This window comes from uncultured Acinetobacter sp., from assembly GCF_947624825.1.
In the GTDB taxonomy this organism is placed as follows: domain Bacteria; phylum Pseudomonadota; class Gammaproteobacteria; order Pseudomonadales; family Moraxellaceae; genus Acinetobacter.
The window spans coordinates 1-23,561 of sequence record NZ_CANQLZ010000011.1; the positions used below are offsets into that span (position 1 = coordinate 1).

Sequence of the window (23,561 nt, forward strand, 5' to 3'; positions counted from 1 at the left end):
TGTGAGAGTAAGTCATCGCCAGCTCATTATTCTAAAAAAGCCCCCCTGATCAATGATCAGGGGGGCTTTTTTTATGCTTACATAATATTTAAAAGGCTTAATCTACATGGCCCGTTTAACCTTACATTTTTTACTCACTATACTATTTTTTGCTTACAGCAACTTAAGTATAGCTGATGTACGACTGTTAGATTTTTCTGAACGGAGCAAGGTTGAGCTGAGTGGCACATGGCACTATTATCCTAAGCAATTGACTTTAGATGCATTCAAAGCTGCTGCTATTTCGGTTGAGTTACCCAACTCTTTTGAAACTATGCTTGGAGAAGTGAATCATCATGGTATTTTTCGCCAGAAGTTTCAAGTTCCAAATGCTGCTGTTGGTCAGCCCTTAGCTTTATTTATACCCTATCAATATGGGGCTTATCGTTTATATATTAACGATAAAATGATGCTTAAAGTTGGGCAGGTCGGTACGCAAGATCAGCATCGTACACAAATGGCACCTCGATTATTGATTTTTACTTTAGACAAATCTGAATTTGATATCCGATTAGATTTTTCAAGTTATCAGCATATTCGCGGTGGTCCTCAAAATGCTTTAGTGATGGGTTATGAAGAACCTATTCGACGTCACTTCTATCATCATATTATTCCTGCCACTTGGGTGAGTGGTATGTTGGTAATGATTTCACTCTTTATGGCACTCTTTGCGATTTATCGTTTAAAGTTACAACAACCTATTTTACCTTTATTGTTTTTGTCTCTGTTTATTTTATGTTTTAGTCTGCGTAGTTTCTTTGCTGTACCATTTGCTTATACCTTATTTACCTCCATTGAATGGCTTTGGGGTACGCGTATAGAATATTTGTTAACGGCACTCAGTTGTTTGTTTTTTATAAATTATATTCGTTATGCTCTACCACATTCATTGAGTTATGGCATTTATGCATTTTTAAGTTGTATGATCTGTGCAAATTTTTTGGTGATTTTGTCGCAGCCACCTTTAATCTTTCAAGATTTCTTTTTTAAAAGTTTTGCAGCTTCAGCTTTACTATTTTTTAACATGCTTTACGGCATCTATCATATTATAAAATATAAGATCGCATTTTCTAAAGCCAACACCTTGGCAATTACAATACTGTGTTTAACTTTTATTCATGATTATTTATTGGGTTTAAAACTGATTGATTCAATTGAAATCTCTTTTTATACCTCCTGCATTTATTTTGTTTTAGTGACGATATATTTGAGCCGCGATTATGCGCTGCAAAGTCAGCAAGCCATTTGTTATAACCAACAATTGCTTCTTTTAAATCAAAGCCTTGATCAGCAGGTAGTTGAGCGCACTTATACTGTTATTCAACTCAATGAGCAATTAAAGCAGCAATTAAAACTTGATGATTTAACAGGAGCTTACAATCGTTATGCTTTAGATGAAACGCTACAGCAATATTTTAAGTCATCACAGAATAACTCTTCAAGCCTTGCCTTTTTCATGCTCGATGTTGATTTTTTTAAGAATTATAATGATGCCTATGGTCATTTACATGGTGATCAAGTGTTAAAAGACCTTGTGGTATTGCTGCAACAGCAATTACCTGATGATGGATTTTTGGCACGTTATGGTGGGGAAGAATTTGCAATACTAGTGCCAAATTTATCTTTATCTGAAGCCCAAACCTTTGCTCATGGATGTTTAGTGGCTATACGTGAATTAAATATCCAGCATGTAAAGCGTTTGGATGCCAAAAGCTATGTAACGATAAGTACTGGTGGTGTAGTGATGGACAGTCAGCATGTTTATGCAGATGCCAAAGCCTTAATTCACTGTGCAGATTCACATTTGTATCAAGCCAAACAGCAGCGTGATTGTGCTATTGTGCGATAAATAAAACTCAATTGAGAGCAGTGTATGAACGAGTATACTTTTACCCCTGTACCTGAAGATGATGAAGAGCTGCATTTACCTGAATTAGTGTATTGGGCATCTTTAGGCAACCTAGAACAAGTAAGCAATGCTTTAAAAAACAGTGATGTAAATACCACCGATGAAGAGGGCTATAGCGCTTTGCATGCAGCAGCTGAAAATGATGCGCTAGACGTCGTCAAACTCTTGGTGGCTCAAGGGGCAGATGTTGCTTATAAAGCACCATACAGCGCTTTAGAATTGGCTGAGATGGCAGGTAATCACGAGGTTGTGGCCTATTTAAAAAGTCTTTAAAAAAAAGCCCCATTCAGATGATGGGGCTTTTTATTTTAAGCAAATACTTGGCTGACAGCGCCATATAAAATCCATAAGATTAAGACGGCAACAACAGGTTCTAAAAGTTTTGCCCATCCCGGGACTGCAGGTGCAACAACTTCAGCAACAGGGTGATGGTCGTGGTGATCGTTTTGTTGAACCATGTGATGAAACTCCTTTAATGTGGCGTCCAATGATAGCGGTTCTTGTTGCATTGGTTTAGAACCTTGCAGGCTTGTTAGTCTATTTGTTGACCAAACCCAATCATCGGCTTGACCAGATAAATGCTCAATTTGCCCTTTAAGCAATTCACGAAAGCCTTCAATGCCAAAATGCGCGGTATCTTCTAACTGTTTGAGTTCTTGCAGTTGTAGCTTAACAATTTCACTTAAGGTCGGTTCAAGTTCAGTTTTAGTTAAGCTAGATTGATTGTGTACCGAAGTCGTAAGACGTCTTGCAATTTCTTGAATATACAGTTGTTCTTGTGCTTGAATTTCATGGTAAAGCTTTTTTTCGTCTTCATTCCATAAGGTAATGAGTTTACCTAAACACAGCACATTTAACTCATGTAAATGCTGTTGGCGAGTGTGTACGTCATAATTGGCTAAAAGCTGAGGCTTTTGAATACTAATCTGCTCAGCAAAATATTGTACTAAATCAAAAGCCATCAGACTCTCCTTTATTTAATCCAAGATCCGTAGGCTTGGTTTTTTCTTAGGTTGCTCTTGTTGTGGTTCTGATTCTACTTGATCTTGTTCCGTTTGAATATCGCCATATTCACTTGGGTCAAAGAATAAACCCTGACCATTTTCACGCGCATAAATACCCAACAATGCAGCAAAAGGGACATAGATGTCGCGTGATACGCCACCAAAGCGTGCTGAGAAGCTAATCGCATCATTACTCATATGCAAAGCATGCACTGCGTGTGGCACGATATTAAGTACAATCTGCCCATCTTGAATGTGTTCGGTTGGCACTGAAGTATTGGCTGCTGTAGCATCTACCAAGAGATAAGGCGTGAGGTTGTTATCGCAAATCCATTCATAAATAGCACGCGCTAAGTACGGACGGGTAGGGGTTAAGTTGAGTTCTAAATCAGACATAATAAAGCTCAATAAGTTAAGTTAATAATTCTTTGTAGCGATTCTTTTCTTGCAAAGTTAAAGATTGCATAAAAGCGGGTCGGCTAAAAATACGTTGGCAATATAAATGAATTGGACGGCAATGTTGAGGTGGTAACTCAATTCCCATAGATTTTAAACGTAAAAAAATGGGTGCTAGCATACAATCTAAAATACTAAAGCTTTCCGACATAAAATAAGGAAAATGTTGGAACAAAGGCGTCAATGAAATGAGCGTATCACGTAATTTTTGTTGCGCTTTGATTTTAGCGTGTTGATCTAAACTGTCCGGATGGCACAGCATTACATCAGCAAGCTTGAGCCAATCTTGTTCAAAACGCCAAATGTATTGACGTTGTTCAGCACGCGGACCCGGTGCATCGGCATAGAGTTTAGTTTGACGATAACGATCATCTAGATATTCAGCAATAATCGTGGTATTAAATAATTTCAGTTCATTTTCAATCAACATAGGCAATTGATTATAAGGATTTAAGCTCGCGACATCTTCATCACTCGCGTCGAGCATAATTAAATGATATTTAATTTGTTTTTCTGCCAAAACATAACGAATCCAGTGGCAGCGGAAGTCATCACTATGGCTGTATAAGGTAATTCCCTGTATAGCTGGGTTTTCCAAGGACATAAACTACTAAGCTAAGATTGAAGAATTTAGGATACTAAAACCTGTGCCAAAAAGCACGTTACTCAGACTAAGCACAATAAAAAATACTCAAGGAGTCGTGGAATGTTCAATATTATCTTCTTTTTGTCGATCCTAATGATTGGCATGATTAACTATTATGTATTACGAGAATTTTGGTGTAATGATGCTTATCAATAGGCATAAAAAAAGCCTTGGAAAATTCCAAGGCTTTTTTTGTCCGATTCGGTAAACGAATTAACGTTTAGAGAATTGAGGACGTTTACGTGCTTTACGTAAACCAAGTTTCTTACGTTCAACTTCACGAGCATCACGAGTAACGAAACCAGCTTGACGAAGAGCAGGTTTTAAAGTCTCGTCAGAAGCGATTAATGCACGAGTAATACCGTGACGGATCGCGCCTGCTTGACCACCAATACCACCACCAGCAACAGTGATGTAAAGGTCGTATTTGTTTGTCGCTTCTAAAAGCTCAAGCGGTTGGTTAACAACCATACGAGCAGTCTCACGACCGAAGTATTGTTCTAAAGAACGGTTGTTAATTACGAGTTTACCAGTACCAGCTGATAGGAAAACACGTGCAGTTGCGGTCTTACGGCGACCTGTACCATAGTTAGTAGCCATGTGCTGTATCCCTTAGATGTCCAAAACTTGTGGCTGTTGAGCAGCGTGTGGATGCTCAGTACCAGCGTACACTTTCATTTTTTTGATCATTGCATAACCAAGAGGACCTTTTGGTAACATACCTTTAACAGCTTTTTCTAAAACTGTTTCAGGTTTGTGCGCGATTAACTTTTCAAAGTTAGTTTCGCGAATACCACCAGGGAAACCAGTATGGCGATAGTATTTCTTATCGTGAGCTTTTTTACCAGTCACAGTAATTTCTTCAGCATTGATAACAACGATGTAGTCGCCAGTGTCAACGTGAGGAGTATAAGAAGTTTTATGCTTACCGCGTAAACGACGAGCGATTTCAGTCGCAAGACGACCTAAAGTTTTGCCAGAAGCATCAACAACGTACCAGTCGTGTTGAACTTCAGCTGGCTTAGCGCTGAGAGTTTTCATTAAACCACTACCTATTATAGTTGGTTTGGACTATGGAATCTGTCCAAACTAAAGGAGACGCGATTCTATACGACTTTGTCTAGAACCACAATGAAAATTAAAATTTCAAGCGGAATATTCTATAGTTAAACTTGAAAAAGTGCAAATATTAATCAAAATAAATTGCGTTTTTTTCAGCAATTTTAAACAATTGGGCAAAATCAAATGCTTAAAAGCGCTCTATAATAACAATAAAATCAAGCAATGAGATTGAACATGCTGCCTTTATATGTCACCAGTGGTGAAGCTGCGGGGATTGGACCGGATATTTGTTTAAGTTTAGCCAATCGCGTGGATGAACGACCAATTGTGGTGTTAGCAGATCTAAATATGCTCAAAAGCCGTGCGCAAAGCCTAAATCTTGATGTGAAAATGATTGAGTATCAAGGGCAAACGCAATCTTGTGCAGCGGGTGAGCTTTATGTTGAACATATCGCAGTGGCTGAAGATGTGGTTTTAGGTCAATTAAATCCAAATAACTCAGCTTATGTATTAGAACAATTACGTCGATCAGCTCATTACGCCATGACGGGTCAAAGTGTGGGGGTTGCCACAGCACCGGTGCAAAAATCGGTGATTAATGAAGCCGGTATTGCTTTTAGTGGACATACCGAATATTACCAAGAATGTGCAGATGTAGCGCGTGTGGTGATGATGCTTGCCACCAAAACCTTACGTGTAGCCTTGGCTACAACGCATTTACCGCTCCGTGCTGTGCCTGATGCCATTACTCCTGAACGCCTGCATCAAGTCATTGATATTTTAATTGATGATTTAAAATCAAAATTTAAAATTGAGGCACCAAAAATTTTAGTCTGTGGCTTAAACCCACATGCAGGTGAAGATGGTTATTTGGGGATGGAAGAAATTCAAGTGATTAATCCGGTGCTTGAAAGCTATCGAGCGCAAGGCATCAACATGAGTTTGAGTTTGCCTGCCGATACTTTATTTACGCCTGAAAATTTAAAAGACGCCGACGCAGTTTTAGCGATGTATCACGATCAAGGCTTACCTGTGTTAAAATCACAAGGCTTTGGTGAAGCCATTAATATTACTCTCGGCTTACCTTTTATTCGAACTTCTGTTGATCATGGCACAGCACTCTCCCTTGCAGGCACGGGATTGGCAAAAAGTTCAAGTTTGCATGTTGCTGTTGATTTAGCCTTAGATCTTGCTCGTCACTAATTCACGTTGGAATTTTTCTATGTATCAAATTAATGCCTTAAACCCAAAAGATGAAGGGCATCACACGCGAAAGCGTTTTGGTCAAAACTTTTTACATGACCAACGTGTAATTGCCAAAATTGTGCGTTCGGTTAATCCGCGCACAGGTGAAAATATTGTTGAAATTGGCCCAGGTTTAGCAGCTTTAACTTCGCCTTTAATTGGTGAATGTGATGCTTTAACTGTGATTGAGCTCGATCGTGATTTAGCCGCAGGTTTACCCGGTCGTGTGCCTTATCCTGAGCGTTTAACCATTGTTGAAACCGATGCCTTAAAATACGACTTTACTCAATTGTTTGAAGAGGGTCGTCCGCTACGTGTGGTGGGTAATTTACCGTATAATATTTCAACGCCATTGCTGTTTCATCTCTTAGAATTTGGTGACAAAGTCAAAGACATGCACTTTATGTTGCAAAAAGAAGTGGTGGATCGCATTACCGCGTCGCCAAAGACCAAAGAATATGGTCGTTTGTCGGTGATGATTCAGTATTACTGTAAACCTACGTTTTTGTTTGAAGTACCACCAGGTTCATTTAACCCACCGCCAAAAGTGACCTCTGCGGTGTTTCGTTTAGAACCGTATGATGTAAAACCAATTGTGGCTAAAGATGAAAAAGCCTTGGCACGTTTGGTATCACATGTGTTTACCCAACGTCGTAAAACCCTGCGCAACAGCTTAAAGGGCATGTTGGCAGATGATGCATTTGAAAAAACAGGCATTGATCCAATGGCACGTCCTGAAACTTTAACATTGGCTCAATTTGTGGCACTTGCAGATCAAACGGTAGATGCATAAATGTCAGTAAAAAACGTTCGTTACAACTATGTCATAGGTGATGTGCAAGGTTGTTTTGAAGCACTTAAAGCCTTGCTTAAACATATTCAATTTGATGCAGATCAAGATTTTATTTGGTTTGCCGGTGATTTGGTGGCGCGTGGGGAAAACTCACTCGGTGCATTACGTTTTATTAAAAAATTGGTTGAGCAAGGTCATGCAGCAACTGTGCTGGGCAATCATGATTTAAATTTGTTGGCGGTGGCACGCGGGATTAAACCGAGTAAGCCCCATGATCAAATTGATGATGTGATTCACGCCTTAGAAAGTGATGATCTGATTGATTGGTTGCGTCGTCAGCCCTTATGTTTGTTTCCCAATGAACATACGGTGCTCACTCATGCGGGTATTCCGAGCAATTGGACTGTGGCACAAGCTGCAGCTTATGCCAAAGAAGTACAAAGTGTGATTGCGCATGATGATTTTGCTGTAATGGATGATTTTTTAACCGAGATGTATGGCAAAACCCCTGATCTTTGGTCGGAGGATTTGCAAGGCAATGCACGTTTACGTTGTATTACCAATTACTTAACCCGTATGCGTTTAGTTGATGAAATTGGGCGTTTAGAGTTTAGTTTTAAAGATGCATTAGATGAGCCCATGCCTGAAGGGTTTAAACCTTGGTTTGAGTTTGAATCTCAAGCGGCAAAGACCCATCAAGTGTTGTTTGGTCATTGGGCCGCCTTACAGGGCAAGACTGTGTCTAAGCAGATTCAAAATGTCGATGGCGGTTGCGTGTGGGGTAATCAACTATTGGCGTATCGCTTAGAAGATCAACAGATCTTTTCAGTCGATAATCCTTGTGCTTAAACATTTAATGAAAAAAGCCTGCATCATGCAGGCTTTTTTTAACGTAGCATTAAAATAAAACTGGGCAGCCAAATTGCTGTAAATACAGCATTGACCGCCATACCAAAAGCCGCGTAGCGTCCTGCAACAGGACCACGTTGCCATGCTTGCGCCGTGCCAATGGCATGTGCGGCTAGACCTAAAGCCAAACCTGTGGCACGTTCATCGTTAATATGACGTAAAATAATCGACGAAAATGCAGCGCCAATGGTGCCTGATAAAATCACAATTAAAATCACAACACTCACAGGTGACTGTAAAAGTTCAGCAATATTAATGGCAATCGGGGTGGTGACTGCACGGGTGGCAAAGGCAAGTACAGTGGGTTCTGCCATATGTAAGGCATAAGCCAAACCCATGGGTAAAGCCACTGCGCTGATACTGGCAAACACTAAAATCCCAAGCATGGCTTTGAGTGGTAAATCATCATAACGCATAGCAGCCAAGGGAATCGCAAGTGCCACCGTCACATAGCCCAACAAATGACTAAAAATGAGATTCATATCATGCTGATAACGCTCATAAGGAATACCAAACAGCAACAGCAAACCAATCACCAAAAACATACCAATAATTAATAAAGGCACTTGAGGTAGGCGCTTATTGATGGGTTTAGCGATTAAATAAGCAATTAAAGTGAGCATAAAACCGCTAAGAATACTGAACATTTGATTCTCCTAAAGCCACTTTTTGGCCATTTTGGCATACACCCAAAGCGGCAATAAGGTACTTACCGTCATCACCAATAAAAACAACGGAATTTCAGCGCCCATATGCACCAAGGCAATTAAAGATCCTGCACACAAAGGTAAAAAGGCAAAACCACTTTCACGCATCATTTTGCCGTTAGTGTCAATTAAACGCTGTGGTAAGCCTTTGGTTTTACGCCAAATGACCAAAATAATCAGTAAGCTGAGTAATCCGGTTAAGTTGCCTAATTCAGGATGTCCCCATTGGCTACATAACCATACGGCGACCTCACGAAAGCTGACAATCAGGGCAATGGTGCCCATCCATGCGGGCCAGTCGATCTTTTTGAATCCTTGCATTGTCGCTGTTGCCTAAGTTTTATTCTATATGCATGATCTTTTAACCGATTTAGGGCTTGATTTCAAACTCTTCTAGCGGTCTTTGGAATTGTTGTGCGCTTTGTCCTAAAATTTCGTCTAAGGGCAAATGCGCTTGTTTGATCAATTGCTCAAGTTTGGCGCCTGCCATGGCAACTTTAAGCTGTAAATTGCCTTCATCATCATATGCTTCACTGACAATCACATTGAGCGCATATAACTGATTACGCAATTTGCCATATGCCGGTTTTAGCACCAAATCAAACTGTTGCAGTTGTCCCATTAGGCATTCTTGAACCGCTTGTTGTAACAGGTTTAAACCTGCACCACTATGCGCTGAAACATACACACGCTCTGGCTCATGCGGTTTGGCATAGATGATCTTTGCATCTTCGCCACTTTGATCAATTTTGTTATAAACACGCAAAATTGGCGTATCTACCCCAATTTCTTTTAATACTTTTTCAACCGCTTCAATTTGCTCATGTAGATCGTGACTGCTGGAATCAATCACATGCAAAATTAGATTGGCTTCTAAGGTCTCTTCTAAGGTGGCTTTAAACGATTCAACTAAAGAGTGGGCTAAGTTACGCACAAAACCTACGGTGTCGGCCAAAACTAAAGTGCCAATGCCATCCCAATCAAGACGACGTAAAGTTGGATCAAGTGTTGCAAACAATTGGTCGGCAGCATAGACATGGCTATGGGCCAAGCGGTTAAATAAGGTCGATTTACCCGCATTGGTATAACCCACCAAAGATACAGTTGGAATAGCGGCTTTTTGGCGAGCAGCACGCCCTTGAATACGCGTTTGACGGACTTTATCTAGCTTGGCTTTGAGTTGGGTCATACGCACTTTAAGTAAACGACGGTCGGTTTCAAGTTGCGTTTCGCCCGGACCACGTAAGCCAATACCACCTTTTTGACCATCTAAACCTAAGCGACCACCTACTAAACGTGAGGATAAATGGGCAAGCTGCGCCAATTCAACTTGTAACTTGCCTTCAAAGGTACGCGCACGTTGCGCAAAAATATCTAAAATAAGTTCGGTGCGATCCACCACACGGCATTGCACCACGCGCTCTAAGTTACGCGCTTGAGCGGGGGTTAAGGCATGATCAAAAATCACCAACTCTGCTTCTAATTCTTGGACCAGTTCGGCAATTTCTTCAGCTTTACCTGAGCCAACAAACAATTTGGCATCTGGGCGTAAACGTTGTACCTCAACATGAGCCACCACATCGGCGCCTGCAGATTTAGCCAATAAGGCAAACTCATCATGGTCAAGATCATCTAACATTTGAACAGCAACGCTGACTAAAATAATACGTTCACTTTGTGCAGCTGCAAACTCTTCCACTCAATTCTTCTTTAAAGCATTAAAAGTTTATTTTAGGGGAAAGTGTCAAAGAAGAACAATCTATTCAGGGAGCAAAACCAGTTTTATGAGTTTGGCAAATAGTAAAATTGCACCCATGTACAAAATGGAGACGCCAAATAACATTTTAACTAAGGTACGGCGCTTCATAATAGAGATTCGACTCAATAGGCAGATGTTATATCCATCGTTTTTTTAATCTAATTAAACGATAAAAATTCAGTTTAGATATTTTTTAACCAAGATGAAAATGGGTTTTTTTAATCCTGATCTTCGGTTTTTATGATTGATGGGTATAGAATGCCAAATCAGCTGAACCAAAGTAGATGTTGTATGAAGACCAATCTTGTTGTACTCAAATCAAAAACCAAGCTTGAAAAACTATTTTTATATACAAAAAAAGTCAGCAGTGCTGTATTGGGTGTCAGTGAAGGTTTTTATTTGGTTTATCGACATGGTCTGTATAAGCAACCTAATAATCCACAAAATACCCGTTATGTGCAGCATTTTTGCCGTCAGTTATGCAAAGTTTTTAATATTGAAGTGCGTGTGCATGGTGAGATTCCACGTACACCTGCGCTTTGGGTCAGTAATCATGTGTCTTGGCTAGATATTGCGGTATTGGGTTCGGCTGCCCGAGTATTTTTTTTGGCAAAAGCTGAAATTGAACAATGGCCTTTATTGGGGAAACTCGCCAAAGGCGGTGGTACGTTGTTTATTAAACGTGGCTCGGGTGACTCATTGCGCATTCGTGAGCAAATCACCAATTTTTTAAAACAAGATATTCCGGTGTTATTTTTCCCTGAAGCCACCACGACAGATGGCACAAGTATTAAAAAAATACATGGGCGTTTATTGGGTGCTGCGATTGAAGCGCAAAAACCAGTGCAAATTTGCTTAATTTGTTATGTAAATCAGCAAGGTGAGTTAGATTTAGTCTCACCTTATGTAGGCGATTTGAGCTTTGCTGAGCATGTCAAACGTGTGCTTGAAATGCCCAAAGTCACCGCGCATTTAATGGCACTGCCAAGTATTGAAGTCACAGGGCATAGTGTTGAGAGCTTGACTCGCTTAGTCAGCGACACTATGCAGCAGGGCTTAAACGACTTGCAACGCCGTGTGTTACATTAAATCTTCAATGGGTAGCCAAGAAATCGCTTTTAAGCCAACCTTTTGCCACCAACTAATTTTAGGCTCTTTTTCCAAGGTCTGAACGCTGCCATCTTGGCGCTTTAGTTTCCAATGAATATGTTCATTGGCGTTCAGTACCAGTTTATAAGCATATTTAGACAGATTTTGATCCATGGTCTGATGCACAGCACGTGCTAAATCTGGGCTGTTGAGTATCACGCCAATTTCGGTATTATATTTCACAGAACGTGGATCAAAGTTAAAAGAACCCACAAACACTTGCTTTTCATCAATTGCCATCATTTTGGCATGTAAACTTGAGCGACTTAAACCTTTAAGACTGACCTTGGCTTTTTGGGAAATTTCATCGGTATTGGCATTGAGGTTTTTAAACTCAGGTGCTGATAAAAACTCATACAATTCCACCTTGTTTTTAAGCAATTCTTCACGATATTTGGCATAAAAGGCATGTACCAGTGCCACATCATTGGCTTTATACGAATTGGTCAGCACCCGTACTTTGACATCATTTTGTGCTAAATCACTCAGCAGTTGGGTACCTTCTGATTTAGGTACAAAATAAGCAGAAATAATGTCGACTTGTGTTTGAGGTTGTTCAAGTTGCTCAGCCAATTGAGCGTATAAATATTCGTGATCTTCGGCTAAATCTTTGACCTTATTGGGTGGGTCTTTGACCACGCTTGCCTCTACCCAATTCAGCTGAATATCATTTTCAAGCCACTGTTCAAAGGCACGACCACGTGCAGCCAAGTCTAAATAGTTTTGTACCGTAGCAAGTTGAAAGTGTTCTGCAACTTGTTGCTTTAAATTATGAAAATCTAAATCGTATTTGTTGCTGTCTACTAAGTTAAACACAGGATATGCATATTCATCGTTCCAATATTCATCAAAAGAATGCACAATTTGGTCTGATGCAGCACCGGCTAAAATGACATCGACATCAGAGAATTGGTAATTGTCGCTGACGTTGTAATATTGGTTGCTCATATTGCGTCCACCAATTAAAGACAATTGGTTATCTACAATAAAGCTTTTGTTATGCATGCGACGATTAATGCGTTTCAAATCTAAGACAATGTCTAAGGTACGCATGTAGCGAAAACGATAAGGATTAAATAATCGCACATCAATATTAGCATGCTGATCAAGGGCTAAATAAATGCCTTGCATTTTTTTGGAGTTATTGTCGTCAATGAGTAAGCGGACTTTGACACCACGGTCGGCTGCGCGAATAATACCATCTAAGGCAAGCGCGCCGACTTTGTCGTTATCCCAAATATAATATTGTAAATCTAAGGTTTTTTCTGCAGTATCAATTAAGTGTAGACGTGCGGCCAAAGCTTCTAAAGGGTCAGCCAACAAATGATAACCGGTAAGTTGCGGATACTTTTCACGTAAAGGCAACACAATCTTGGCCAAATGGGTTTGATCGGTGGGCGTGTTAAAAGCGTACTCAATAGGTTGCGGGGTATTTTTTGGCAACGTTGAACATGCACTAAGCCCAAGCATTGCACCACAAAGCACAAGACTTGCCACCTTAGGTGAGCTCACTGTAAAACGAGTAAAACCTGACATACACACATCAAAGCAAAAAAATAGCGTTTGAGTATAATGTCGAGCTATGAAAAGATAAATAAAATTTGTGGTGATCTAAATATGAATGTGTTGAATGTGTTTTATGGCGTTTTTGCTGTGTTGGCCGTGTGGGGAGTTGCCCAAGCATGGCTGAGCCAAACGCGTACCGAAACCATTCATCCTATTAAAGCGTTTATTCACTTATTGGCCTTTTATCTGTCTTATTTATTGTGGCCGTTGTGGCTATTTAGCCTTTATGCTGGTTTTAGCGGTATTTTTTCTCAGCATCAAGCCATCTTCGTGTTTTTGCTCTCAAGCCTGTTAATTTATGCACGCTTTATTGAACCGCATATGGTGTTGGTTAAAACCTTGCATTATCAGTTTAATCCCAAGCAGCCTTTTAAGCGCCCAGTACGTATTGCCTTGATTGCCGATTTGCACATTGGTTTATTTTCAGGTCATGAGCGACAACTGAAAATTATTGTTGATAAAATTAATCAGCAACAACCTGATTTTGTGGTGGTGGCAGGCGATTGGACGTACGAGCCTGAACATAAATTAGCAGATGAGCTGAAAATTTTACAAAACATTCAAGTGCCCATTTACTCGGTTACAGGCAATCACGACGAGCAATATCCCGGACCACCCATTCAAGATTTACTCAGTCATGCACTAAGTGTAAATAACGTACTTGATATTGAAGGTCAGATTGTTGAATTTGAAGAATTTAATTTAGTTGGGGTAGGCGATTTGTGGGCAGGTAAAGCCGATATGCGTAATTTGCCTGAATTGCCACAAGATAAGCCTTTTATTTTGTTGTCGCATAATCCAGATACGGTAGAAATGGTGCCCGAGCTGGCAACACGTCCTTTAATGCTCTCAGGGCATACGCATGGTGGACAAGTGCAATTGCCCTGGATTACAGATTACGTCATGAAAAAAGTATCTATCTTAGGGCACAAACGCGGTTTGTATCAGCATACGCATGCAGATGTATTTGTGACAGTTGGCACCGGAATGGTCGGGGTACCCTTTCGTTTTGGTGTGCCACCGACCATTGATATCATTGAAATTAGCTAACCAAAAATAAATCCTAAAATGATGACTAAGATCAAAATGGCAATGCCAATGTAAACACGGTTGGGCTTCTTTTTAATATGTGTCATCGCGGGTACCTCAAATGGGTTTAAGTTATTTTTAATCAGATTTTTGCAAGCTAAAAGCGCTTGAAACATCCTTTTGTATTGTTGGTGAAAATAGAGTCTTTGTTGTATTTTTATTATATAACAGATTTTAAGGTGTGATCGTTTTACTACGATCTGTTATGTATCAGGGCATAAAAAAGCCAGCATTGTTGCTGGCTTTTTTGCATCTTATACTTGGTTGTTAACATCATCGTGTTTGGTTTCACGAATCATTAAAAATGCCAATAAAGATAAAATGGAAGCTGCTGTGAGATAATAACCTACGGCTTGTAAACCGTACTCGGTTGCAAGCTTGGTTGCAATTAATGGCGCAAAAGATGCACCAAAAATACCCGCCATGTTAAAGGTAAGAGCCGAACCTGTATAACGCACTGAAGTTGGGAAGATTTCTGATAAAACTGTACCAATTGGACCATAGGTTAAACCCATAATCGCCAAGCCTGTACATAAGAACAAGAACACAATGAAAGTGCTGCCTGATTCAAGCATGTCGGCAAAGAAAATACCAAAAATCGCTGACACAATACACACGCCAACTGAAGTCGCTTTACGACCAAATTTTTCCGCTAAAATCGCCGATAGCGGAATAAATGCTGCAAAACACAAGGTTGCTACAAGCTGTAGTTGTAAGAACTCTTCACGTGAATAACCGAGTTCCTTGGTTCCCCATTGCAAGGCAAAGACTGTGGTTAAATAGAACACCACGAAAGTACAAATTGCCGCGATGGTGCCTAAAACTAACATTGGGGTATGCTTTTTAAAGACCTCAACAAAGGGTACATTCACTTCTTTTTGTTTGTTGAGTACTTTTTGGAAAGCAGGTGTTTCATGTAATTTTAAACGAATCCATAAACCTACAATCACCAATAAGGCACTTGAGATAAACGGAATACGCCAGCCCCAGCTCATAAAGGCTTCTTCAGTCATAAAAGCGCCTAAGGTTAAGAAGGAACCCGTGGCTAAAATAAAACCAATTGGAGCGCCAAGCTGTGGGAACATGCCGTACCAAGCACGTTTGCCCTCTGGTGCATTTTCGGTGGCCAATAACACAGCACCTGACCATTCACCACCTAAACCTAAACCTTGACCTAAACGGCAAAGGGCAAGTAATAAGGGCGCAGCAATACCAATTTGTGCATAGGTTGGTAATAAACCAATACACACAGTCGAAATACCCATGGTCAGCAAGGCTGCGACCAAAGTGGCTTTTCGTCCTATTCGGTCACCTAAATGACCAAATAAGGCCGCACCAATTGGGCGGGCAATAAAGGCAATTGCAAAGGTTGCCAATGACTGAATGGTCGCGGTCATTGGGTCTGTACTTGCTGGAAAAAACAAATATGGAAAAATAATCACTGCCGCAGTGGCATAAATATAAAAATCGAAAAACTCGATCGTTGTACCCACCAAACTTGCGGTTAATACACGAAATTTTGAATTAGGAGCGATTTCTTGTTGAGTCGTTGATGACGCCATGGGGGACCTTACACTTACTAAAAATAAATTAACTTAGTTTTAAAAGCGTAATCTTTTTAAAAAAGGCGTAATTTTTTAAAAAAACAACGGGGACCACTTCTAATCGTCTCGCTTAGGGTGCCTAAAATGACCGATGAAGTGGTTAAATCACGTACAGATAGATGGCAAGGAATTGTAATCCTGCCCCTAACAATACAAAAACATGCCAGATCGCATGGGTGTATCTTACCCGTTTTAAGGCATAAAACAATGCGCCTACAGTATAAGCTACACCTCCACCAATTAATAAAGTCAGGCATTCTGATGACAAATAACGTTGCATGTCATCCATCACTAACACGGCCAACCAACCCATCATTAAATAAGCAAATAACGATATCTTTTGAAAGCGATGAATAAAAATAAGCTTAAACGCTGTACCAATAAAGGCAATGACCCATAACGCCACAAGCAGCATTTTGGCTTTAGGGGTAGGTAAAGCAATGGCTAAAAAAGGGGTGTAAGTACCTGCAATTAAATAATAAATAGCGGTGTGGTCAAGCTTTTTATACCAAAAACGGCGCTCTTGAGTTTTGGCTAAATGATATAAGGTCGAAGCTGAAAATAATAAAACCATGCTCAAGCCATATACCAATAAAGCGCACCATGCAGCAATCGGTAAATACGCGCCTTTTATTAACATCAAAATACATGCAAGCAAGGCTAAAGCTGCACCTACGCCATGGGTCCAAACATTTAAATGTTCTTCTTTTGGGTCATAATTTTTAGTGAGATCGGCGTGCATGGCAGCCTCGATGAATAAAAGTACAATTGTATAATAATTCAATTTTGCTTTTCGCGTAAGACAACCTTAAAATTTAAGGGTCATTTTTTTAGGTTTTGCCCATGTCGTCTGTCCAACCCGAACAGCAGTTCATTCACGCTTGTCTGCAAGCCATTACACAACAGCAGCTTGAGCGTATTATTTTGAGTCAATATCAAGGTGCATCTGAAAACTTAGAAAAAATGACTTTGCGCTTGATTGAACTGCACAATGGCACGCATTTGAGTTGCTTGTATCGTTACAAAACTCAAGATGTCACCAAGAACTATACGCTTGATCAAGCCGAGCAGCTGTTAAATGATTTGGTGAACGATGTAAAGCAAGCCAATTTATTTACCCACGCGGGCGAAACGCAGCTGAAGAAAAATAAGAAAAAAGCCATTTTAACCCAAAGTAAAGCCAAACCCGTGCTCAAAGCCCAAGCACAAGGCCATGACCGTACTAAACACCGTTTTGTAGATCAAGACAGTGTGTTTTTGCAGCATTTGGGCATTACCGATGCCAAAGAACAAGTCATTCCAAGCATGGCGCGTAAATGGAAACAAATTAATAAATTTGTAGAAATTTTTGCAGGGGCACTTGAACATATTGATACCACGCAAGCCTTACATGTGGTGGATTTTGGCGCAGGCAAGGGCTATTTAACCACCGCTTTATATGACTATACAGCCAAGCATTTTCAAACACCTGTGGTCACGGGGGTGGAGCTGAATCCAAAAATGGTCGAGTTTTGCCAAAATGTGGCGACTCAATCTGGTTTTAGCCAACTGGGCTTTTTCCAAGGTGATGTACGTACCTACGCGCCTGAAAAACTTGATGTCATGATTGCTTTGCATGCTTGTGATGTTGCTACTGACTTTGCCATTCACAGCGGTATTCGTTTAGGTGCCAAAGTGATTATGTGCGCGCCGTGTTGCCATAAAGAATTACGTCCGCAATTGCAAAGTCCTCAAGTTTTACAACCGATGTTGCAATTTGGCATTCATGCTGGTCAACAAGCCGAAATGCTCACCGATACCATTCGTGCTTTATTGCTCAAAGCCTATGGTTATGAAACTAAAGTGTTTGAATTTGTAGCACTGGAACACACCAGCAAAAACAAGATGATTTTAGCCACCAAGCGTCAAGATTTTGACCAGCCTGATCAAGAGGTTTTGGCACAAATTAAAGCGCTTAAAACCATGTATGGTATTCACAAACATTCCCTAGAATTGCTGCTCAATGATCAATGGGATCAGCAAGATCTTGGGCAAAAATGCTAAGGTAAATTTTATGAAGATTGTTGTCGGTACATGGCAAGAGTTAGCAGCTGCTGCCAAAGGTATTCGTGAGCAGGTGTTTATTCAAGAGCAAAACATTGCCGAAATTGATGAATGGGATGATCTAGATGCCATAGCGGTTCATTTCGTGGTGTATCAACAACAGCAGGCGCTTGCCACAGCACGTTTACTTGCCAATGACAGTATTGGGCGTGTTGCAGTGCTGAAAGCTGCGCGTGGGCAGGGTTTAGGTGAGGCATTAATGTGTTTTGTTATAGACTATGCACAACAGCAAGGTCGGCCATCTGTACATTTATCTGCACAAGTGCATGCTGTGGCTTTTTATCAGCGTTTAGGGTTTGAAGTTAAAGGCGAGCCGTATCTAGATTGCAATATTCCACATATACACATGCAATTGGTTTTTTAAACAAAAAAGGCAAACCAGAAGGTTTGCCTTTTAAATGCTTGAATTAATGCTCGTGACTGCCATCACTTGGGTGCATGTTGGCATGTTCTTCAGCGCTCATGCCATGTGCTTCAGCAGTGTCTGTATGCGCATGTTCAGTAGGCTGTTCGCTGTCTGATTTCATGGTTGGCGCATTTTTAAAGGCATGCTGCTGTTGGGCCTGTTGTTTGTGTTGTTGACTTGGCATGTAGTCAGGGTCATTTTCCATGGCTAAATAGAAAATGCCTAAAAATATGATACTTAAAATAAAGGCAACAATGAGAGCTTTCCAGCCCCAAAAGGTTTTTTCTGGAGGAGTTTCATGCATAGCGGCACTACCCAACAAGGAGAAGAAAACAAGATGTATGTTACTTTATAACATAAAATTTGGCAAAAAGTGCAAAAAAACCCAAGCCTAGGCTTGGGTTGGCGTGATCTAGATCAATCAATGATAACCATGTAATTGACGATACAAGCCTGGTGTTACCCCTGTCCACTTTTTAAAGGCACGGTGAAAGGTGCTGGTTTCACTAAAGCCCACTTGTTGTGCTACATCTTCTAAGGTCAGTTTTGGATTGAGCAACAAATGAATAGCCGCATCACGACGCAAGGCATCTTTTACCCCTTGGTAGCTTTTACCTTCAGCAGCCAAACGACGACGTAGCGTTTGTGGTGAGAGATATAACATAGATGCTACATCGTTGAGGGTTGGCATTTCTTCACCAATTTGGCTCTTTAACACATCACGAATACGTGAAGTTAAAGAATGGGTGTTTTTAAACTTCACCAGTAAATCAGCAGGAGCCGTTTTTAAGAAATCTTCTAAACTGTCGCCATCTTGACGAATGGGTAAGTCCAAATAGTCCGCAGCAAAGGTAATCTCAGTACGCGTAGCATCAAATTTCATGACCGGTGCAAAGAACAAAGCATCGTATTCATCGGCATGCTGTGGACGTGGATAATTAAAATGCACACGTTCTAGCGGTAAGCGTCGGTCGATGAGCCATGCTGCTAAACCGTGCCAAATCATCAGCATACTTTCAGTGATGTAATGATCGGGGTCGGCATCTTTTGGCACCAATGGCACTAAACGCGCTTCGTGTTTATCACGCTCTAAGCTTACACACCATTCATCACCAAACAGTTTGTAAAATTGGCTAGAAAGCTCAAGTGCATCACCTAAGGTTTTGGCATGTACCACCAATTGACACATAATGGCAAAGCTGCCTAAACGACGCACGTCTTGGCTAAAACCGACATGTTCATCTTGGGTGACCATCCACAGCATTTTTACAAAACGCGTATATTGCTCGGGTGAAATACGGGCTTTAGGCTGACGTAATAATTCAGCCTCAATTCCCACATGCGATAATAAGGTGTCCACGTCCATCCCAAGACGTTTGACCCCTGTAAGTGCTGCATTGACAAAGTGGATACTGATGGTATCGCGACTCATGTTAAATTCTTCAGTCTCTCTTGTATTCACTTACCGTTGACCTAATGATGCTTAATCTCAATAGTCTACATGGTAAATTGCCGAAATGATCAAGGTAAATGGCTGAACATGACATTGTGTTGCGTGCTTTTTTTGCCTATGATGCATAAAAATAACTCAAAATAAGAGCAAAACAACATTATGTCGACCTTATTGCATCAACTTAAAGTGCTTGATTTTTCGACCCTGTTACCCGGGCCTTTTGCCAGTTTATATTTAGCCGATTTAGGCGCCCAAGTGGTGCATATAGAATCACCAACACGAACCGATTTAATGCGGGTATTACCGCCTTTTGCTGATGGTCAAGCCACGGCACATCGTTATTTAAACCGCAATAAACAATCCATCAGTTTAGATTTAAAAGATCCGGCCAATATTGCCATGATCAAAGCACGTATTTGCGAATACGATATTGTGATTGAGCAATTTCGCCCTGGGGTGATGCAGCGTTTGGGCTTAGATTATGCTACTTTGAGCCAAATTAACCCCCAATTAATTTATTGTTCTATTACCGGTTATGGGCAAACAGGCGCTTACCAAGATAAAGCCGGACATGACATTAATTATGTATCGCTGTCTGGAATTATGGGACATTCAGGACGTAAAAATCATCTACCTCCGGCCTTAGGCATTCAAATGGCTGATGTGGCAGGTGGTTCTTTTCATGCGGTGATGGGCATTTTAGCTGCCGTGATTGAGCGTTATAGCAGTGGTTTGGGTCAACATATTGATATTTCTATGACCGATTGCGTGGTGAGTTTAAATACCATGAATGCTGCCAGTGTATTGGCAGGAAATACCAAAGTTGAACCTGAAACAGGTGCATTAAATGGGGGTTCATTTTATGATTATTATCAAACCAAAGATCAGCGTTACTTGGCGATTGGTGGCATTGAAGATAAATTTATCCGTGGTTTAGCCCAAATTTTAGACTTACCCGATTTAACCGAAGGCAACAAAAGCTTTGATCAACTCGATGCAGCTGTTGTAAAACCCTTGATTCAAGAAAAAATTGTGCAAAAAACCTTAGCCGAATGGCAAGCTATTTTTACTGAGCATGATGTATGTGTTGAAGCAGTGCTGAGTTTAGATGAAGCATTATATTCAGATTTAGCCCGCGAGCGAGGATGGGTGGTGAATGTACCTTTAGTGCAAGACGCCAAGCAAACCCAAGCACAATTGGGTTGTCCAATTCAATTTTCACGCTCTAAAAAGCGTTATGATTTTGTAGGTCAAGCTTTAAATGCAGGGCAGTGGCCAGATCATCTTGATTAAAGCCTTTAATTGCTTATTCTTTTTTGTGCTAAGTGTATTCTTAAAATGTAAATAATATGAAAAAGTAGGATAAATGGCCACAATTGCCTGTTATCAGTGAATATGATGCAGGCTTATCAATAAAACCGCTATGAAATATGTAAAAAACGCATTTTCTTGATAGATCAAAAATCGTTATTCTGTACGCCGTTATAATAGAAACTACTAGCTGTACGCCATGTATTTATATACTGATTTTGATCAGCAACTGATTAATGAACGTGTTGCACAGTTCCGTGACCAAACGGAACGTTATTTAGCCGGAAAACTCACCGAAGACGAATATCGTCCACTTCGTTTACAAAATGGTTTGTATGTACAACGTTATGCGCCCATGTTGCGTGTGGCTGTACCTTACGGCTTAATGAATGCTCAGCAATTACGTAAAATTGCGCAACTTGCCACCGAATACGACCGTGGTTATGCACACGTTTCAACGCGTCAAAACTTCCAGTTCAACTGGCCTGCGCTAGAAAATGTACCAGATATGTTGCAAGAATTGGCAGCTGTGCAAATGCATGCCATTCAAACTTCAGGTAACTGTATTCGTAATACCACCACCGACCAATATGCAGGTGTTGTGGCAGGCGAAATTGCTGACCCACGTCCAACCTGTGAATTGATTCGTCAATGGTCAACGTTCCATCCTGAATTTGCTTTCTTACCACGTAAATTTAAGATTGCCGTATCTGCTTTGGAAGAAATTGACCGCGCGGCAACTTCGTTCCATGATGTGGGTGTATATATTGTTAAAAACCAACAAGGCGAAATCGGCTACAAAATTAAAGTCGGTGGCGGTTTAGGTCGTACCCCAATTATGGGAAGCTTCATTCGTGACTTCTTGCCACGTGAAGATTTAATTGCTTATTTAGAAGCAATTTTACGTGTCTATAACTTACATGGTCGCCGTGATAACAAGTACAAAGCACGTATTAAAATTTTAGTGAAGGCACTCACGCCTGAAGTATTTGCACAAAAAGTAGAAGCTGAATTTGCACATACCATTAAAACCTTAAAAGTGGATGCAGAAACTTTGGCAAAAATGGATGAGAACTTCACGCCATTTGCTTACCAAGATTATCAAGATCAAGATTTCACTGAACTCTTTGCTCAGCATCCAAAATTCAAACATTGGTTTAACATCAACACCCACGCCCATAAAGTCAAAGGCTATCGTATTGTGACGATTTCTTTGAAACGTACAGGCGTAGCACCGGGTGATGTGACTTCTGAAGAGATGAACCTGATTGCTGATCTTGCCGATCAATATACTTTTGGTGAGTTACGTACCACACATGAGCAAAACATTGCCCTTGTCGATGTACCGCAAAAAGATTTATTTGCCCTGTGGCAAGCACTGGATCAAGCCAATCTTGCCCGTGCACATATTGGTTTCTTAACCGATATTATCTGTTGCCCAGGTGGTGATTTCTGTTCATTGGCAAATGCAAAATCAATTCCAATTTCAGAAGCGATTTCACGCCGTTTTGATGACTTAGACACCATTTACAACCTAGGTAAATTAGATTTGAATATCTCAGGCTGTATGAATGCCTGTGGTCACCATCACGTGGGTAACATTGGTATTTTAGGCGTAGATAAAAAAGGCGCTGAGTTCTATCAAATTACTTTAGGTGGTAATGCTGACCATGATGCTTCAATTGGTGACATCTTAGGACCATCATTTGCAGCCGATGTTGTACCTGATATTGTTGAAGAAATCTTAAATACCTATCTTGATTTACGTGAAGAAGGCGAAGATTTTGTCGATACTTATCGCCGTGTAGGCATCAAACCATTTAAGGAGCGTGCATATGCTTAACACCGCACTACCAGTGCTCGCAAAAGATGGCACTGTTGCAGACAATACTTATCAATTGATCGGTGAAGATGCTGTATTACCACAAGGTGATGTGGTTTTAACGGTTGAGCAGCTTGATCAAATTGCCCATGTTTTAGGTAAAAAAGCCCTGTACTTAACGGTAGATGCATCACCTGAAGAACATCAATTTCCTCTTGATCAATTAGATGCGATCTTTATTGAATTTGCAGGTTTTAACGATGGTCGTGGTTATTCATTTGCAGCATTGTTGCGTCGCCAAGGTTTTGAAGGCGAACTGCGTGCGACAGGTGATGTCTTTAAAGACGTTTTAAATTATATGAAACGTTCAGGCTTTGACACTTTTGTAGTTAAAGAGGGTAAAGACATTGCAGAAGCGGCCAAAGGTTTAGGCGATTTTACCCAACCTTACCAAGCGTCAACAGCTGTGCCAAAACCAAATTATCAAACCGGTGCTTAATCGAAGCACACATCAAAGCCGCGCTCGCGC

The 23,561-nt window shown here is 40.6% G+C and carries 25 protein-coding genes; 12 read left to right on the forward strand and 13 right to left on the reverse strand.

Going from position 1 to position 23,561, the window contains the following annotated elements; translation table 11 throughout:
* Nucleotides 1-106 precede the first annotated feature (106 nt).
* Both Q0017_RS03970 and Q0017_RS03975 read left to right on the forward strand, forming a co-directional pair.
* The gene (locus Q0017_RS03970; protein WP_298142993.1) at nucleotides 107-1,888 is read left to right on the forward strand and encodes a GGDEF domain-containing protein; all 1,782 of its coding nucleotides are present in this window, start codon (nucleotides 107-109) and stop codon (nucleotides 1,886-1,888) included.
* A gap of 24 nt (nucleotides 1,889-1,912) precedes the next feature.
* Entirely contained in the window at nucleotides 1,913-2,221 is a 309-nt protein-coding gene (locus Q0017_RS03975; RefSeq protein ID WP_298142996.1) for an ankyrin repeat domain-containing protein, read from the forward strand.
* 35 nt (nucleotides 2,222-2,256) lie between these two features.
* Here Q0017_RS03975 and Q0017_RS03980 read toward each other — a convergent pair whose 3' ends face one another.
* The 5 genes from Q0017_RS03980 to rplM form a co-directional block, all read right to left on the reverse strand.
* Complete coding sequence (locus Q0017_RS03980) at nucleotides 2,257-2,910, reverse strand: hypothetical protein (RefSeq protein ID WP_298142999.1); 654 nt, start codon at nucleotides 2,908-2,910, stop codon at nucleotides 2,257-2,259.
* A gap of 15 nt (nucleotides 2,911-2,925) precedes the next feature.
* On the reverse strand, nucleotides 2,926-3,348 hold the full coding sequence (locus tag Q0017_RS03985) for a ClpXP protease specificity-enhancing factor (protein ID WP_298143002.1): 423 nt from the start codon (nucleotides 3,346-3,348) through the stop codon (nucleotides 2,926-2,928).
* A 16-nt stretch (nucleotides 3,349-3,364) separates the two neighbouring features.
* Complete coding sequence (locus tag Q0017_RS03990) at nucleotides 3,365-4,012, reverse strand: glutathione S-transferase N-terminal domain-containing protein (RefSeq protein ID WP_298143005.1); 648 nt, start codon at nucleotides 4,010-4,012, stop codon at nucleotides 3,365-3,367.
* A 255-nt stretch (nucleotides 4,013-4,267) separates the two neighbouring features.
* Entirely contained in the window at nucleotides 4,268-4,654 is a 387-nt protein-coding gene (rpsI, locus tag Q0017_RS03995; protein ID WP_067731057.1) for a 30S ribosomal protein S9, read from the reverse strand.
* Between the two features lie 12 nt (nucleotides 4,655-4,666).
* Nucleotides 4,667-5,095 carry a 50S ribosomal protein L13 gene (gene rplM / locus Q0017_RS04000; RefSeq protein WP_153372433.1) on the reverse strand — a complete coding sequence of 143 codons (429 nt, stop codon included), beginning with the start codon at nucleotides 5,093-5,095 and terminating at the stop codon, nucleotides 4,667-4,669.
* Nucleotides 5,096-5,350: 255 nt separating this feature from the next.
* Here rplM and pdxA point away from each other — a divergent pair, with 255 nt between their 5' ends.
* From pdxA to Q0017_RS04015, 3 genes are read left to right on the forward strand one after another with little or no spacing between them, the layout of a single operon-like run.
* Complete coding sequence (gene pdxA / locus Q0017_RS04005) at nucleotides 5,351-6,319, forward strand: 4-hydroxythreonine-4-phosphate dehydrogenase PdxA (protein ID WP_298143009.1); 969 nt, start codon at nucleotides 5,351-5,353, stop codon at nucleotides 6,317-6,319.
* 19 nt (nucleotides 6,320-6,338) lie between these two features.
* A complete protein-coding gene (gene rsmA, locus Q0017_RS04010) occupies nucleotides 6,339-7,154 on the forward strand; it encodes a 16S rRNA (adenine(1518)-N(6)/adenine(1519)-N(6))-dimethyltransferase RsmA (protein WP_298143012.1) in 816 nt (271 codons plus the stop codon).
* On the forward strand, nucleotides 7,155-8,003 hold the full coding sequence (locus Q0017_RS04015) for a symmetrical bis(5'-nucleosyl)-tetraphosphatase (RefSeq protein ID WP_298143015.1): 849 nt from the start codon (nucleotides 7,155-7,157) through the stop codon (nucleotides 8,001-8,003).
* Between the two features lie 38 nt (nucleotides 8,004-8,041).
* On the opposite strand, the gene Q0017_RS04020 is transcribed toward Q0017_RS04015, so the two are convergent.
* From Q0017_RS04020 to hflX, 3 genes are read right to left on the reverse strand one after another with little or no spacing between them, the layout of a single operon-like run.
* A complete protein-coding gene (locus tag Q0017_RS04020) occupies nucleotides 8,042-8,710 on the reverse strand; it encodes an LrgB family protein (protein ID WP_298143018.1) in 669 nt (222 codons plus the stop codon).
* A 9-nt stretch (nucleotides 8,711-8,719) separates the two neighbouring features.
* Entirely contained in the window at nucleotides 8,720-9,091 is a 372-nt protein-coding gene (locus Q0017_RS04025; RefSeq protein WP_298143021.1) for a hypothetical protein, read from the reverse strand.
* A gap of 49 nt (nucleotides 9,092-9,140) precedes the next feature.
* Nucleotides 9,141-10,469: a ribosome rescue GTPase HflX gene (gene hflX / locus Q0017_RS04030; protein ID WP_298143023.1), complete on the reverse strand. Its 1,329-nt coding sequence runs from the start codon at nucleotides 10,467-10,469 to the stop codon at nucleotides 9,141-9,143.
* Between the two features lie 351 nt (nucleotides 10,470-10,820).
* Here hflX and Q0017_RS04035 point away from each other — a divergent pair, with 351 nt between their 5' ends.
* Nucleotides 10,821-11,618: a 1-acyl-sn-glycerol-3-phosphate acyltransferase gene (locus tag Q0017_RS04035; protein WP_298143025.1), complete on the forward strand. Its 798-nt coding sequence runs from the start codon at nucleotides 10,821-10,823 to the stop codon at nucleotides 11,616-11,618.
* Here Q0017_RS04035 and Q0017_RS04040 read toward each other — a convergent pair.
* A complete protein-coding gene (locus Q0017_RS04040) occupies nucleotides 11,610-13,148 on the reverse strand; it encodes a phospholipase D family protein (protein WP_298143147.1) in 1,539 nt (512 codons plus the stop codon). The two genes, Q0017_RS04035 and Q0017_RS04040, sit on opposite strands and share 9 nt — an antisense overlap.
* Before the next feature lie 147 nt (nucleotides 13,149-13,295).
* Between Q0017_RS04040 and Q0017_RS04045 the strand changes: the two genes are divergently transcribed.
* Nucleotides 13,296-14,294, forward strand: a complete 999-nt coding sequence (locus Q0017_RS04045; protein WP_298143028.1) for a metallophosphoesterase — start codon at nucleotides 13,296-13,298, stop codon at nucleotides 14,292-14,294.
* A 293-nt stretch (nucleotides 14,295-14,587) separates the two neighbouring features.
* Here Q0017_RS04045 and Q0017_RS04050 read toward each other — a convergent pair whose 3' ends face one another.
* Both Q0017_RS04050 and Q0017_RS04055 read right to left on the reverse strand, forming a co-directional pair.
* Nucleotides 14,588-15,895 (reverse strand): MFS transporter, encoded by a 1,308-nt coding sequence (locus Q0017_RS04050; RefSeq protein WP_298143031.1) that lies wholly within the window; start codon nucleotides 15,893-15,895, stop codon nucleotides 14,588-14,590.
* 142 nt (nucleotides 15,896-16,037) lie between these two features.
* Nucleotides 16,038-16,679, reverse strand: coding sequence for a hemolysin III family protein (locus Q0017_RS04055; RefSeq protein WP_298143035.1), 642 nt, complete (start codon nucleotides 16,677-16,679; stop codon nucleotides 16,038-16,040).
* A gap of 101 nt (nucleotides 16,680-16,780) precedes the next feature.
* Here Q0017_RS04055 and Q0017_RS04060 point away from each other — a divergent pair, with 101 nt between their 5' ends.
* Complete coding sequence (locus Q0017_RS04060; protein ID WP_298143038.1) at nucleotides 16,781-17,980, forward strand: SAM-dependent methyltransferase; 1,200 nt, start codon at nucleotides 16,781-16,783, stop codon at nucleotides 17,978-17,980.
* A gap of 10 nt (nucleotides 17,981-17,990) precedes the next feature.
* Nucleotides 17,991-18,404, forward strand: a complete 414-nt coding sequence (locus tag Q0017_RS04065; RefSeq protein ID WP_298143041.1) for a GNAT family N-acetyltransferase — start codon at nucleotides 17,991-17,993, stop codon at nucleotides 18,402-18,404.
* 43 nt (nucleotides 18,405-18,447) lie between these two features.
* Here Q0017_RS04065 and Q0017_RS04070 read toward each other — a convergent pair whose 3' ends face one another.
* Both Q0017_RS04070 and Q0017_RS04075 read right to left on the reverse strand, forming a co-directional pair.
* Nucleotides 18,448-18,750: a hypothetical protein gene (locus tag Q0017_RS04070; RefSeq protein WP_298143045.1), complete on the reverse strand. Its 303-nt coding sequence runs from the start codon at nucleotides 18,748-18,750 to the stop codon at nucleotides 18,448-18,450.
* A 117-nt stretch (nucleotides 18,751-18,867) separates the two neighbouring features.
* Nucleotides 18,868-19,878, reverse strand: coding sequence for an AraC family transcriptional regulator (locus Q0017_RS04075; protein WP_298143048.1), 1,011 nt, complete (start codon nucleotides 19,876-19,878; stop codon nucleotides 18,868-18,870).
* A gap of 180 nt (nucleotides 19,879-20,058) precedes the next feature.
* On the opposite strand from Q0017_RS04075, the gene Q0017_RS04080 reads away from it, so the two are divergent.
* The 3 genes from Q0017_RS04080 to Q0017_RS04090 all read left to right on the forward strand — a co-directional run bounded on the left by Q0017_RS04080 (nucleotide 20,059) and on the right by Q0017_RS04090 (nucleotide 23,531).
* Nucleotides 20,059-21,192: a CaiB/BaiF CoA-transferase family protein gene (locus tag Q0017_RS04080; RefSeq protein ID WP_298143051.1), complete on the forward strand. Its 1,134-nt coding sequence runs from the start codon at nucleotides 20,059-20,061 to the stop codon at nucleotides 21,190-21,192.
* Nucleotides 21,193-21,409: 217 nt separating this feature from the next.
* Nucleotides 21,410-23,053 carry a nitrite/sulfite reductase gene (locus tag Q0017_RS04085; RefSeq protein ID WP_298143054.1) on the forward strand — a complete coding sequence of 548 codons (1,644 nt, stop codon included), beginning with the start codon at nucleotides 21,410-21,412 and terminating at the stop codon, nucleotides 23,051-23,053.
* Entirely contained in the window at nucleotides 23,046-23,531 is a 486-nt protein-coding gene (locus Q0017_RS04090) for a DUF934 domain-containing protein (RefSeq protein ID WP_298143056.1), read from the forward strand. Before Q0017_RS04085 ends, Q0017_RS04090 begins: the two co-directional genes overlap by 8 nt.
* The last annotated feature ends 30 nt before the right edge of the window (nucleotides 23,532-23,561 follow it).

Coding starts and splice junctions, on each gene's coding strand:
- Q0017_RS04040 (WP_298143147.1), bottom strand. CDS start 13,148: ATGCTTGGGCTTAGTGCATGTTCAACGTTGCCAAAAAATACCCCGCAA.
- Q0017_RS04080 (WP_298143051.1), top strand. CDS start 20,059: ATGTCGACCTTATTGCATCAACTTAAAGTGCTTGATTTTTCGACCCTG.
- Q0017_RS03980 (WP_298142999.1), bottom strand. CDS start 2,910: ATGGCTTTTGATTTAGTACAATATTTTGCTGAGCAGATTAGTATTCAA.
- Q0017_RS04090 (WP_298143056.1), top strand. CDS start 23,046: ATGCTTAACACCGCACTACCAGTGCTCGCAAAAGATGGCACTGTTGCA.
- rplM (WP_153372433.1), bottom strand. CDS start 5,095: ATGAAAACTCTCAGCGCTAAGCCAGCTGAAGTTCAACACGACTGGTAC.
- rsmA (WP_298143012.1), top strand. CDS start 6,339: ATGTATCAAATTAATGCCTTAAACCCAAAAGATGAAGGGCATCACACG.
- Q0017_RS03975 (WP_298142996.1), top strand. CDS start 1,913: ATGAACGAGTATACTTTTACCCCTGTACCTGAAGATGATGAAGAGCTG.
- Q0017_RS04085 (WP_298143054.1), top strand. CDS start 21,410: ATGTATTTATATACTGATTTTGATCAGCAACTGATTAATGAACGTGTT.
- Q0017_RS04035 (WP_298143025.1), top strand. CDS start 10,821: ATGAAGACCAATCTTGTTGTACTCAAATCAAAAACCAAGCTTGAAAAA.
- Q0017_RS04020 (WP_298143018.1), bottom strand. CDS start 8,710: ATGTTCAGTATTCTTAGCGGTTTTATGCTCACTTTAATTGCTTATTTA.
- rpsI (WP_067731057.1), bottom strand. CDS start 4,654: ATGGCTACTAACTATGGTACAGGTCGCCGTAAGACCGCAACTGCACGT.
- Q0017_RS04025 (WP_298143021.1), bottom strand. CDS start 9,091: ATGCAAGGATTCAAAAAGATCGACTGGCCCGCATGGATGGGCACCATT.
- Q0017_RS04070 (WP_298143045.1), bottom strand. CDS start 18,750: ATGCATGAAACTCCTCCAGAAAAAACCTTTTGGGGCTGGAAAGCTCTC.
- Q0017_RS04045 (WP_298143028.1), top strand. CDS start 13,296: ATGAATGTGTTGAATGTGTTTTATGGCGTTTTTGCTGTGTTGGCCGTG.
- Q0017_RS03985 (WP_298143002.1), bottom strand. CDS start 3,348: ATGTCTGATTTAGAACTCAACTTAACCCCTACCCGTCCGTACTTAGCG.
- Q0017_RS03970 (WP_298142993.1), top strand. CDS start 107: ATGGCCCGTTTAACCTTACATTTTTTACTCACTATACTATTTTTTGCT.
- Q0017_RS03990 (WP_298143005.1), bottom strand. CDS start 4,012: ATGTCCTTGGAAAACCCAGCTATACAGGGAATTACCTTATACAGCCAT.
- pdxA (WP_298143009.1), top strand. CDS start 5,351: ATGCTGCCTTTATATGTCACCAGTGGTGAAGCTGCGGGGATTGGACCG.
- Q0017_RS04060 (WP_298143038.1), top strand. CDS start 16,781: ATGTCGTCTGTCCAACCCGAACAGCAGTTCATTCACGCTTGTCTGCAA.
- Q0017_RS04055 (WP_298143035.1), bottom strand. CDS start 16,679: ATGCACGCCGATCTCACTAAAAATTATGACCCAAAAGAAGAACATTTA.
- Q0017_RS04015 (WP_298143015.1), top strand. CDS start 7,155: ATGTCAGTAAAAAACGTTCGTTACAACTATGTCATAGGTGATGTGCAA.
- Q0017_RS04065 (WP_298143041.1), top strand. CDS start 17,991: ATGAAGATTGTTGTCGGTACATGGCAAGAGTTAGCAGCTGCTGCCAAA.
- Q0017_RS04050 (WP_298143031.1), bottom strand. CDS start 15,895: ATGGCGTCATCAACGACTCAACAAGAAATCGCTCCTAATTCAAAATTT.
- Q0017_RS04075 (WP_298143048.1), bottom strand. CDS start 19,878: ATGAGTCGCGATACCATCAGTATCCACTTTGTCAATGCAGCACTTACA.